Consider the following 10,914-nt stretch of genomic DNA (forward strand, 5'->3'; position numbering starts at 1 on the left):
GGGCAGGGACGCCCCGTCGCGGCGGCCCGCGGAGCAATGCCGGAGTGCGGGCACACCGAGCCTAAGCGAGGTGCCGAGTGGTGGGGCAAGAGCCCTTTTGGTTACTTTTGGGGCTCTTTTCCAAAAGTGACCCGCCGTAAGGGCGGAACCCATAGCCGCCGTTACCGCAGAAACGGATATACACCCCACCCCAAACCATTGGCACAGACACACAACCACTTGGCAGCCACAACAATTCTTGCATTCACCCCACAAGGCAGAATCCAGTTGCAAGAATCTGCCAAAGCACCCGCGATTAGCAAAACACAATAATTCAGGGAGTGCCCCTAATGCGAAGCAACAGGATCAACGTACAGTCAGCGCTGGGTCTGGGCCTGCTTGTACTCGGCTTGAACAGCGCCCAGGCGGACCTACCGCCCGACACCATCGGCCAGACCACCCTTGCCTTCCCACCCGAAGCCCACCGCGCTTTCGTGGTCGACGTCGAGTTCGAAAGCTTCGTGGTCGGCCGCGTCACCGTCGTCGACCCCGACAAAAAACGCATCCTCGGCATGGTCCCCACCGGCTTCGCCGCCCCCTCGGCCCTGAGCCACGACCAAAAGACCCTGTACAGCGCCGATATTTACTATTCCCGCGGCACCCGGGGCGACCGTACCGACGTGCTCACCGCCTGGGACAGCTCCAGCCTGTCACCGGCCTGGGAAGTCCTGATCCCGAACAAACGCGCCGAATCCCTGACCCAGCGCTACGGCCTGAAAACCAGCGGCGATGACCGCTTTGTCTACGTCTATAACTTCACCCCGTCCACCTCGGTCACCGTGGTCGACACCCAATCCCGCGCCGTCACCGCCGAAATCGCGATCCCGGGCTGCGTACTCAACTACCCGGTGGGCACCCGCCGCTTCGCCTCCCTGTGCGGCGACGGCAGCCTGCAAGTGGTCACGCTGAACGAACAAGGCCAGGAAACCTCACGCAACCGCACCCACTTCTTCGACCCCAACGCCGAGAAGCTCAACGAACGCGCGGTCAACGTGGGCGACACCTACTACTTCACCACCACCACCGGCACCATCCGCCCTGTCGACTTCTCCGGCGACACCCCGAAAATCCTGCCATCGTGGTCACTCACCACCGACGCAGAAAAGAAAACCGGCTGGGCCCCGGGCGGCTGGCAGCTGATGGCCGTGGCGCCAAAACTCAACCGCCTGTACGTGCTGATGCACGACAACCACGAACCGATGAAGTGGGAAGACCCCAGCACTATCATCTGGGCCTACGACCTCAAGACCATGAAAAAGATAGCTACCCTGGAAGCCCCGACCCCGGTCTGGAGCATGCAGGCCACCGGCGACGACAAGCCCCTGCTGCTGGGCGCCGACGTCGAAGGCGGTTTGCAGATCTTCGACCTCAAGACCAACAAACTCACCGGTAGCATGGCCAAGGTGGCGAAGACCGCGACCCAGATCATGACCTACTAAAGAGGTTCGGCCATGCATATCGACCCGATCTTCATCATTGCCAGCGCCCTCGCCATTGCGGTGTTGCTGGCCAGTGCCGCGACCCACAAGTTGCGCGCACCGGCACGCTTCGCCCGGCAACTGGCGGACTACCAATTGCTGCCCGAAGCCCTGACGCGCCCCGCCGCCCGGGTGATTCCGGCCGTGGAGTTGGTGATTGCCTTTGCCTTGCTGGTTCCGGCCACCCGCGCCGTTGCAGCCCTCAGCGCCGCCGGCCTGATTGCGCTGTACGCCGCCGCGATTGGCATCAACCTGTGGCGCGGCCGCCGGGACATCGACTGCGGTTGCGCAGGCCCCGACCAGGCGCAGCCGTTGCGGCCGATCCTGTTGCTGCGCAACGGCGCCCTGGTGGCTGTAGCCCTGCTGGCCAGCGTGTTGCCGATTGCCCGTGACCTGGGTTTTTTCGACGGTTTCGTCACCGTCGCCGCCAGCGCCGTCGCGCTGCTGATTTACGCCGCAGCCGATGGCCTGCTGGCGAACTCCCCTCTTCTGCTCAAACTGATTGGTAGGTGATCAATGGAAGGCCTAATTGTTTCCAACGTACTGCTGTGGGTGCTGCTGCTGGCACTGGCATTTGCCGTGATGGGCCTGGTGCGCCAGATCGGCGTGCTGCACGGGCGCATCGCTCCGGCCGGCGCGCTGATGGTCGACAAGGGCGTGGCGGTCAACGAGCCGGCGCCGCAAGTCACCGCGTCCGACCGTAAAGGCCGCCCGGTGAACTTCGGTTACGCCGGCGAGAAGAACCAGTTGCTGTTCTTCCTCTCGCCCACCTGCCCGATCTGCAAATCCCTGTTGCCGGCGATCAAATCCATCGCCAAGGAACAAGCCGATCGCCTCGACGTGGTGTTTATCAGCGACGGCGACATGGAAGCCCAGCAAGCACTGATCACCGAGCACAAGCTGGACGACGTCACCTACGTGGTCGGGCCGGAAGTCGGCATGACCTACCAGATCGGCAAGCTGCCCTACGCCGCGCTGATCGACAAGAGCGGCACCTTGCGCGCCAAAGGCCTGGTCAATTCCCGCGAGCACCTGGACAGCCTGTTCGAAGTCGAGCACCTGAAAAGCGCCACGCTGCAGGAATACCTCAACAGCCAGCCGCAGCCCCACGATCACAGCCACGGCCATAGCCACTGATAAGGCAGGGAGACTCTCATGAAATTGCTGGATCTGTTATTCGAGCGCTCGACCCGTCGCCTGGCCGACACCACCTCACGGCGCAAACTGTTGGCCCGTATGGGTTCGCTGATGGTCGCAGGCGCCGCCTTGCCCCTGCTGCTGCCCCTGGACCGCACCAGCAAGGCGCTGGCGGCCGATAACCCGAAGGCCGGTGACCCGGGCGATCCGAACAGCTGCGACTACTGGCGCTACTGCTCCATCGACGGTTTCCTGTGCAGTTGCTGCGGCGGTTCGGTGACGTCCTGCCCACCCGGCACCGAAGCGTCCCAGGTGACCTGGATCGGCACCTGCCGCAACCCGGCGGATGGCAAGGACTACATCATTTCCTATAACGACTGCTGCGGTAAGCAAAGCTGCGCCCAGTGCGCGTGCACGCGTAACGACAGTGAGGAGCCAGCATACCGGCCGTTCAACAACAACGATGTGAACTGGTGCCTGGCGGCCAAATCCCACATCTACCACTGCACGGTCTCGATCATTCGCGGCGTCGCGGTTTAACTCACCCCTGTGGCGAGGGAGCTTGCTCCCGCTGGAGTGCGAAGCGCTCCCAAAGATCTTGGGGCCGCTGCGCAGCCCAACGGGAGCAAGCTCCCTCGCCACAGGTCAGTGCAAGAGGCTTGTCATGCGTACGTTGTTTTTGCTGAGCTTGATGTGTGTCTTCGCCGCGCCGCTCGCCCAGGCACGGGCGATTCCCAATCCGAACCAGAAGCACGCACCGGGTAATGAATCGCCGCAAACGCCCATCGCCCAGGCGGGGTACAGCGTGGCGACCAACTACCAGCTGCAATGTGCCGGGTGCCATTTGGGCAGCGGCATGGGCTCGGCGGCCAACGACACGCCGAGGATGACCGGGTTTGTCGGCAACTTCCTGAAGGTGCCGGGTGGTCGGGAGTTTTTGGTACGGGTGCCGGGGATGTCGCAGTCGGCGCTGAACGATGGGCAACTGGCGGATCTGCTGAACTGGCTGATGCGCCCGGACGGGATGGCCGGCAAGAGTACGCCGGTGGATTACAAGCCCTATAGCGCTGCGGAAGTGACGGAGTTGCGGCACAAGGCGATGCTCAATCTGCCGGGCACTCGGGCGGGGTTGATCAAGGAGATGCGCGCGCAAGGGATTGCGATTGAAGACGGAATGCCCAACTGAAACCTGTGGGAGCTGGCTTGCCTGCGATAGCGGTGGGTCAGCCAGGAATGGGTAGCTGACACTCCGCTATCGCAGGCAAGCCAGCTCCTACAGTTCAGGCGTGTTGCTTGCGGTACTCTCCCGGCGCAATGCCAAACCGCGACTTGAACGCGGTCGAAAAGTAGCTGGAATCGGAAAACCCCCACGAATACCCCAACACCGAAAGCTTCTCTTCCACCCTGGACTGGCGCAGCGACTCGGCACACAAATCCAGCCGCCGGTTCTTGATGTACCGCGCCACCACCAACCCCTTGCGCGCAAAGATCCGGTACAGCCCGCGCACCGACATCCCCACCTCCCGCGCCAGCCACTCCGGGCACAGCTCTTCGGAACGAATGTGCTGGTCAATGCACTCCAGGGTCTTGCGAAACACCCGCTCATGGGCGTCGCTACCCTCGCCCGCCTGGCTGATGGCCGGACGCAGCAAATTGATGATCGCTTCCAGCGTCGCCTCGCTTTCCTGCAAGGTCAGGTTGTCTTGCCGGGTGGCCTCCAGGATCAGTTGCCGGGACAGCATCGCCATCGGCGAACTCGCCTCGATCCGATGCCCGCATTTGACCGGGTTGAAGCGCAAGGTCTGCTCCACCAGGTACGACGGCAGGATCAGCGATAACTGCCGCGAGTTCTCGCTGTAGGTGAAATCACTGGGGTGGGCCGCATCGATCAGGGTGATGTCGCCGGCGCGCAACAGCGCCTTGCTGTCGCCCTGGGCCATGCCGGCCGTGCCGTCGAGCTGGAACACGGCAAAGTACTTGCCGCCCTCGCCCGCCGCGATTTGGGTAGGGGTGCGAAACAGCCGCGCCTGGCAGGCGTCGACGAAGCTGAGCTTCAGCGCGCCGCTCTGGTATTCGCGGATCTGCCCGGAGAAACCCTCCCCGAGGATTTGCCCGTCGAACGCGCCACAGATCTGATTGATCTGATGGATCCATTGGTCGAACCCATCACCGCGCTGTGCAATTGAAGACATCATGTTCAGGCCTCACGCAGGCTTATTTTTATTCTCTACGCCACATCACTCCACCCGTTCTCCTGAACAGCGTCGCTCCTTATTTCAGGCCTCCGAACCGCCGGTAAAAACTCTCGCCAACGTCCGGCAACGGGCCGTCGGCGGTTTCCAGCGCGCTGTTCAGCCATTCCTCGGCCTTGGCGTAGATCAACCGGTAAATATTGCGGCACAACTGCCGGGCGGCGCGGCCTTCCCAATCGCCGGGGAGCAATTCGTCGGGCAATTGCGGATCGCGCAGCAGCAGTTTGCGGTACTCATGAATAAGCAGGACCCGTGCCAGGAAACAGTCCGCGGGCGCAAGCTGTTCCTGCTCGCGAAGCGCTTGCCAGAGCGGTCGGAACAGTTGGATGAACTCGCTGTAATGGGCCGCCAGCTCTTCAATGTTCCAGCTCTCGCGCACCTGCACCCGCAGGGCCTTGGACGCCAGCACATCTTGAGCGGTGGTCTCGAAGACGATGGTGTCTTCCTGGGCGCCGAGGTCGAGCAAGGTGGCGTTGACGTCGGCGCGATCGCTGCGCGGGCAGGCCAGCACGGTGGGGGCTATCGCACCAAAACCTTGCCACTCCAATTCTTCACGCACCTGTTTGCGCTTGTCCTGGGTCAGCTGTGTGAGCATCACCAGGCACCACGAACCATCCCACGCCGGGACGCTGGAGCTGTAGACCCGCTTGAAGGCCTTGTCGAAACGCCGGCGCCCGGCACCGGTCAGGCTGTAGTAGCTGCGACGCCCGACCTTTTCGGCGGTCAACCAGCCTTCCTTGGTCAGGCGGAAGATCGAGGTGCGGATCAGCCGTTCGTTGATGCCAATGGGCTCGAGCAACTGGATCAGGCTGCCCAGCCACACCGTCCCGCCGTGAGGCTCGATGGCGTCCCCGTACAAGGTGATGATCAAGGAACTGGCGCGAATCGGCGTCTGCTCCTGGAAGCGGGTAATCAGTTGGTTCAGGGGTGTCAGTGACGACATGGGCGTACCGAGGCAAAAAGAGAAAATATACCGTTTTTAGCGGCGTCGGGATGCAGGCGATTCAGGTGCCCTTGGGCCGCAGGCCGCTGTCGCTGATCCGTGGGCGGTCGGCCTCCGGTGCGCTCAGGGGTTCGCATTCGTGCATCTGCTCCAGGCAACGCTGGGCCAGGCGCTGGTATTCGCGGGTGCCGGTCTGCTTCCAGTGCACCTCTTCGTCGCTGAGGCGGCGCTTGACGCTGGCCGGCGTGCCCATCACCAGGGACTGCTCGGGGCACTCGAAACCGGCTTTGACAAACGCCGCCGCCGAGACGAACGAGCGAGCGCCGATGCGCGCGTTGTCCATCACCACTGCATTCATGCCCACCAGCGCATCAGTGCCGATCCGGCAACCGTGCAGCACCGCGCCATGGCCGATATGGCCGTTGCGCTCCACCACCGTGTCGCTGTCCGGGAAACCGTGCATCACGCAGGTGTCCTGCAGGTTGGCGCCCTCTTCAAGGACGATGCGCCCGAAGTCGCCGCGCAAACTCGCCAGTGGCCCCACATAACAATGGGGGCCGATGATCACGTCGCCGATCAGCACCGCCGAGGGATGGACATAGGCCGTGGGGTCGACCACCGGGGTCAGGCCGTCGAGGCTGTAGCAGGTCATGGAGGCTTCCTTTTAGGGCGTATTCGCAAAGCGATGCCGATCTTGGTTTATTTTGTATCACATCATTTTTATAAGCACAAAGCTGAAAAAGCGTATCGCTTGAAATGCTCACCGAGACGACTTTGCCCTACGCCCTTGAAAATCAAGTAAAAGCCAATGAAATATGGGTTTTATCAGGCGTTAACGGGTCAATACCAAGCATGAGCCATTTTCAATGCTCGCAACATAAGACACACCAAATCAATTTTATCATTGCATTTATGTATCACGTTAAAGCTATACTCCGGCAAAACCGGCTGACCAGGCCGATCCAATAATGAGCCGGCTGACCGCCGAGCGTGCACCGTGAGGGCCTCACGACCATGAACTTCGAACACATCCTGTTTTCCATCGAGGCCGGCGTCGCCCTGCTCAGCCTCAACCGCCCCGACCAGCTCAACAGCTTCAATGCGCAGATGCACGGCGAAGTCCGGCAGGCGCTGAAGGTGGTCCAGGAGAGTCCCGATGTGCGGGTACTGCTGCTGACGGGTGAAGGCCGTGGCTTTTGCGCCGGGCAAGACCTCAGCGACCGTAACGTGGCACCCGGCAGCGCCGTGCCGGACCTGGGGCAGTCCATCGAGACGTTCTACAACCCGCTGATCCGCCAGCTGCGCGACCTGCCCCTGCCAGTGATCTGCGCGGTGAACGGCGTGGCAGCCGGGGCCGGCGCGAACATTCCCCTGGCCTGCGACCTGGTGCTGGCGGCGCGCTCGGCAAGCTTCATTCAAGCCTTCTGCAAGATCGGCCTGATCCCCGACTCCGGCGGCACCTGGACCTTGCCGCGCCTGGTGGGCATGGCCCGGGCCAAGGCGCTGGCCTTGCTGGGCAACCGCCTGAGCGCCGAGCAAGCCGAGCAATGGGGCTTGATCTACCGTTGCGTGGACGACACCGAACTGCGCCACGAAGCCCTGACCCTGGCCCGCCACCTGGCCACCCAACCGACCTACGGCCTGGCGCTGATCAAGCGCAGCCTGAACGCCAGCCTGAGCAACACCTTTGACCAACAGCTGGAGCTGGAGCGCGACCTGCAACGCCTGGCCGGGCGCAGCGAGGACTACCGCGAAGGCGTCGCCGCCTTCATGGAAAAACGCAGCCCGAGCTTCAAGGGCCGCTAAGGGAGCGCACGGGATGACCAACCATGAAGCCATGAACCTGGCGAACCAATGCGCCCAGGCCATGTTCAGCCGCGACGCCGCGAGCCAGGGCATGGGCATGCGCCTGCTCTCGGTGGCGCCGGGCTGCGCGCGACTGGGCATGAGCGTGCGCGCCGACATGATCCAGGGCCACGGCACCTGCCACGGCGGTTACCTGTTTGCGCTGGCGGACTCGGCCTTCGCCCTGGCCTGCAACAGCTACAACGACGCCACCGTAGCGCTGGGCTGCAGCATCGACTACATCGCCCCGGCCCACCTGGGGGACACCTTGAGTGCCGACTGCCGCGAGCAAAGCCGCTCGGGGCGCACCGGCAACTACGACGTCCGTATCGAAAACCAACTGGGCCAGCTGATTGCGCTGTTCCATGGCAAATCCTACAAAGTGCGCGGCACGGTGCTGGCGCAGGAGAATCCGAATGAATGACGCCTTGATCATCGACGCCGTACGCACCCCGATCGGCCGCTATGCCGGTGCCCTGAGCAGCGTGCGCGCCGACGACCTCGGTGCGGTGCCGCTGCGTGAACTGCTGCGCCGCCACCCGCAGGTGGACTGGAGCAGCGTCGACGATGTGATCTACGGCTGCGCCAACCAGGCCGGTGAAGACAACCGCAACGTGGCCCGCATGTCGGCGTTGCTGGCCGGGTTGCCGGTCAGCGTGCCGGGCACCACCCTCAACCGCCTGTGCGGCTCCGGGCTGGACGCCATCGGCAGCGCGGCCCGGGCGATTCGCTGTGGCGAGGCCGGGCTGATGCTGGTGGGCGGCGTCGAATCGATGTCCCGAGCGCCACTGGTAATGGGCAAGGCCGAGCAGGCATTTGCCCGCGACGGGCAGCTGTACGACACCACCATCGGCTGGCGCTTCGTCAACCCACTGATGAAAAAAGCCTACGGGATCGACTCGATGCCCGAAACCGCCGAAAACGTCGCCGAGCAGTTCAACATCTCCCGCGCCGACCAGGACGCCTTTGCCCTGCGCAGCCAGCAACGTGCAGCCGCCGCCCAGGCCAGCGGGCGCCTGGCCAGGGAAATCGTCGCGGTGGAAATCCCCCAGCGCAAAGGCCCGGCCAGGGTGGTGGAACACGACGAACACCCACGGGGTGACACCACCCTTGAACAACTGCAGAAACTCGGCACGCCGTTCCGCGAAGGCGGCAGCATCACCGCCGGCAACGCATCCGGGGTCAACGACGGCGCCTGCGCCCTGCTGCTGGCCAGCGCGGAAGTTGCCAAGCGTCACGGCCTGGTTGCCCGCGGCCGGGTGGTGGCGATGGCCACCGCCGGCGTGGAACCGCGCATCATGGGCATCGGCCCGGTGCCGGCCACCCGCAAGGTGCTGGAACTGGCCAACCTGAGCCTGGCGGACATGGACGTGATCGAACTCAACGAAGCCTTCGCCGCCCAGGGCCTGGCGGTACTGCGCGAGCTGGGCCTGGGGGACAACGACCCACGGGTCAACCCCAACGGCGGCGCCATCGCCCTCGGCCACCCGCTGGGGATGAGCGGCGCACGCCTGGTGACCACCGCCCTGCATGAACTGGAAGAACGTGGCGGCCGCTACGCCTTGTGCACCATGTGCATCGGCGTGGGCCAGGGCATCGCACTGATCATCGAGCGGTTGTCCGACTAAAGATTCGCGATTCCCGGGGAACCTAGCGGTATCCTTGGGGCATGCACTCAAAGCCCACGGTGTGCGGTGGGCTGATACACAAAAATAATTCGAGTGAACCCATGAACATGCCTATTCCAAACGCCGTGCTTAACCCTGTGCTGGACCCGCTGGAAACCGCCAGCGTCGACCAACTGCGCGCCCATCAACTGGAGCGCCTGCGCTGGAGCCTGCGCCACGCCTACCAGAATGTGCCGTTGTACCGTCAGCGCTTCGACGCGCTGGGGGTGCACCCGGATGACATCAAGTCGCTGGACGACCTGGCCAAATTCCCGTTCACCACCAAGAGCGACCTGCGGGACAGCTACCCTTACGGCATGTTTGCCGTGCCGATGAACGAGGTGGTGCGCCTGCACGCCTCCAGCGGCACCACCGGCAAGCCGACGGTGGTGGGTTACACCCAGAACGACATCGACACCTGGGCCAATGTGGTGGCCCGCTCGATCCGTGCCGCCGGTGGCCGGCGTGGGGACAAGGTGCATATTTCCTATGGCTACGGACTGTTTACCGGCGGCCTTGGTGCGCACTACGGTGCGGAACGCCTGGGCTGCACGGTGATACCGATGTCGGGTGGGCAGACTGAAAAGCAGGTGCAACTGATCAAGGATTTCCAGCCGGACATCATCATGGTCACGCCCTCCTACATGCTCAACATCGCCGATGAAATCGAGCGCCAGGGGATTGATCCGCACAAGCTGGCGTTACGGTTGGGGATCTTTGGTGCGGAGCCTTGGACTGCCGAGCTGCGCAGTGCCATTGAGGCGCGGCTGGGGATTACGGCGCTGGATATCTACGGGCTCTCGGAAATCATGGGCCCGGGGGTGGCGATGGAGTGTGCGGAGACCAAGGATGGGCCGACGATTTGGGAGGACCACTTCTACCCGGAAATCATTGATCCGGTGACGGGTGAGGTGTTGCCGGATGGGCAGATGGGTGAGCTGGTGTTTACGTCCTTGAGCAAGGAGGCGTTGCCGATGATTCGCTACCGCACCCGGGACCTGACGCGGTTGCTGCCGGGGACTGCGCGGCCGATGCGGCGGATCGACAAGATCACCGGGCGCAGTGACGACATGCTGATCATTCGCGGGGTGAATGTGTTTCCCACGCAGATTGAGGAGCAGGTGCTGAAAATCAAACAGCTTTCGGAGTGTTATGAGATTCATCTGTATCGTAATGGGAACCTGGACAGTGTGGATGTGCATGTGGAGCTCAAGGCGGAGCATCAGCACCTGGATGATGAACAGCAGAGAGCGGTGGCCGGTGAGTTGAGCAAGCACATCAAGACGTATATCGGGATCAGCTCGCGTATCGTTTTGCAGCCACTGCATTCGATCAAGCGGTCTGAGGGGAAGGCTTGCCATGTGATGGATCGTCGCCCTAAAGCATGACTGCTGCACCTTTTTGGCCCCGCATTTGTGGGGCTTTTTTTTGGGTGCTTGGGTGGTGTGCATATCCGTTATTTGGGTAACGGCCACTATGGGTTCCGCCCTTACGGCGGGTCACTTTTGAAAAGAGCCCAAAAGTAACCAAAAGGCTCTTGCCCCACCACTCGG

Annotated in this window: 12 protein-coding genes; 9 read left to right on the top strand and 3 right to left on the bottom strand. The window is 62.9% G+C overall.

Annotated features, from left to right (window positions below; translation table 11 throughout):
• The first annotated feature begins 329 nt into the window (after positions 1–329).
• The 5 genes from HX855_RS31655 to HX855_RS31675 all read left to right on the top strand — a co-directional run bounded on the left by HX855_RS31655 (position 330) and on the right by HX855_RS31675 (position 3,840).
• Positions 330–1,478: an amine dehydrogenase large subunit gene (locus HX855_RS31655; protein WP_177091289.1), complete on the top strand. Its 1,149-nt coding sequence runs from the start codon at positions 330–332 to the stop codon at positions 1,476–1,478.
• Between the two features lie 12 nt (positions 1,479–1,490).
• Positions 1,491–2,030 carry a MauE/DoxX family redox-associated membrane protein gene (locus HX855_RS31660; RefSeq protein WP_177091287.1) on the top strand — a complete coding sequence of 180 codons (540 nt, stop codon included), beginning with the start codon at positions 1,491–1,493 and terminating at the stop codon, positions 2,028–2,030.
• Between the two features lie 3 nt (positions 2,031–2,033).
• On the top strand, positions 2,034–2,654 hold the full coding sequence (gene mauD / locus HX855_RS31665; protein ID WP_169387962.1) for a methylamine dehydrogenase accessory protein MauD: 621 nt from the start codon (positions 2,034–2,036) through the stop codon (positions 2,652–2,654).
• An 18-nt stretch (positions 2,655–2,672) separates the two neighbouring features.
• Positions 2,673–3,194, top strand: coding sequence for a methylamine dehydrogenase light chain (locus HX855_RS31670; protein WP_003208877.1), 522 nt, complete (start codon positions 2,673–2,675; stop codon positions 3,192–3,194).
• Positions 3,195–3,318: 124 nt separating this feature from the next.
• A complete protein-coding gene (locus HX855_RS31675) occupies positions 3,319–3,840 on the top strand; it encodes a cytochrome C (RefSeq protein WP_169387961.1) in 522 nt (173 codons plus the stop codon).
• Between the two features lie 94 nt (positions 3,841–3,934).
• On the opposite strand, the gene feaR is transcribed toward HX855_RS31675, so the two are convergent.
• From feaR to paaY, 3 genes are all read right to left on the bottom strand, one after another.
• Complete coding sequence (feaR, locus tag HX855_RS31680; protein WP_177091286.1) at positions 3,935–4,849, bottom strand: transcriptional regulator FeaR; 915 nt, start codon at positions 4,847–4,849, stop codon at positions 3,935–3,937.
• A 76-nt stretch (positions 4,850–4,925) separates the two neighbouring features.
• A complete protein-coding gene (gene paaX / locus HX855_RS31685; protein ID WP_010173615.1) occupies positions 4,926–5,849 on the bottom strand; it encodes a phenylacetic acid degradation operon negative regulatory protein PaaX in 924 nt (307 codons plus the stop codon).
• A 61-nt stretch (positions 5,850–5,910) separates the two neighbouring features.
• Positions 5,911–6,501, bottom strand: coding sequence for a phenylacetic acid degradation protein PaaY (gene paaY / locus HX855_RS31690; RefSeq protein ID WP_177091284.1), 591 nt, complete (start codon positions 6,499–6,501; stop codon positions 5,911–5,913).
• 362 nt (positions 6,502–6,863) lie between these two features.
• On the opposite strand from paaY, the gene paaG reads away from it, so the two are divergent.
• The 4 genes from paaG to paaK all read left to right on the top strand — a co-directional run bounded on the left by paaG (position 6,864) and on the right by paaK (position 10,749).
• Complete coding sequence (gene paaG, locus HX855_RS31695; RefSeq protein ID WP_177091282.1) at positions 6,864–7,655, top strand: 2-(1,2-epoxy-1,2-dihydrophenyl)acetyl-CoA isomerase PaaG; 792 nt, start codon at positions 6,864–6,866, stop codon at positions 7,653–7,655.
• A 13-nt stretch (positions 7,656–7,668) separates the two neighbouring features.
• Positions 7,669–8,118: a hydroxyphenylacetyl-CoA thioesterase PaaI gene (gene paaI / locus HX855_RS31700; protein WP_008431049.1), complete on the top strand. Its 450-nt coding sequence runs from the start codon at positions 7,669–7,671 to the stop codon at positions 8,116–8,118.
• Positions 8,111–9,322 (top strand): 3-oxoadipyl-CoA thiolase, encoded by a 1,212-nt coding sequence (gene pcaF, locus HX855_RS31705; protein ID WP_177091280.1) that lies wholly within the window; start codon positions 8,111–8,113, stop codon positions 9,320–9,322. Before paaI ends, pcaF begins: the two co-directional genes overlap by 8 nt.
• Before the next feature lie 101 nt (positions 9,323–9,423).
• Complete coding sequence (gene paaK / locus HX855_RS31710; protein WP_177091278.1) at positions 9,424–10,749, top strand: phenylacetate--CoA ligase PaaK; 1,326 nt, start codon at positions 9,424–9,426, stop codon at positions 10,747–10,749.
• Positions 10,750–10,914: the final 165 nt, after the last annotated feature.

Source organism: Pseudomonas sp. IPO3778, from assembly GCF_013386825.1.
Lineage (GTDB): Bacteria > Pseudomonadota > Gammaproteobacteria > Pseudomonadales > Pseudomonadaceae > Aquipseudomonas.

Excerpts from the sequence above, each read along its gene's own strand:
- HX855_RS31660 (WP_177091287.1), top strand. The coding sequence starts at position 1,491 with ATGCATATCGACCCGATCTTCATCATTGCCAGCGCCCTCGCCATTGCG.
- paaY (WP_177091284.1), bottom strand. The coding sequence starts at position 6,501 with ATGACCTGCTACAGCCTCGACGGCCTGACCCCGGTGGTCGACCCCACG.
- HX855_RS31675 (WP_169387961.1), top strand. The coding sequence starts at position 3,319 with ATGCGTACGTTGTTTTTGCTGAGCTTGATGTGTGTCTTCGCCGCGCCG.
- HX855_RS31670 (WP_003208877.1), top strand. The coding sequence starts at position 2,673 with ATGAAATTGCTGGATCTGTTATTCGAGCGCTCGACCCGTCGCCTGGCC.
- paaX (WP_010173615.1), bottom strand. The coding sequence starts at position 5,849 with ATGTCGTCACTGACACCCCTGAACCAACTGATTACCCGCTTCCAGGAG.
- feaR (WP_177091286.1), bottom strand. The coding sequence starts at position 4,849 with ATGATGTCTTCAATTGCACAGCGCGGTGATGGGTTCGACCAATGGATC.
- paaG (WP_177091282.1), top strand. The coding sequence starts at position 6,864 with ATGAACTTCGAACACATCCTGTTTTCCATCGAGGCCGGCGTCGCCCTG.
- pcaF (WP_177091280.1), top strand. The coding sequence starts at position 8,111 with ATGAATGACGCCTTGATCATCGACGCCGTACGCACCCCGATCGGCCGC.
- paaI (WP_008431049.1), top strand. The coding sequence starts at position 7,669 with ATGACCAACCATGAAGCCATGAACCTGGCGAACCAATGCGCCCAGGCC.
- mauD (WP_169387962.1), top strand. The coding sequence starts at position 2,034 with ATGGAAGGCCTAATTGTTTCCAACGTACTGCTGTGGGTGCTGCTGCTG.
- paaK (WP_177091278.1), top strand. The coding sequence starts at position 9,424 with ATGAACATGCCTATTCCAAACGCCGTGCTTAACCCTGTGCTGGACCCG.
- HX855_RS31655 (WP_177091289.1), top strand. The coding sequence starts at position 330 with ATGCGAAGCAACAGGATCAACGTACAGTCAGCGCTGGGTCTGGGCCTG.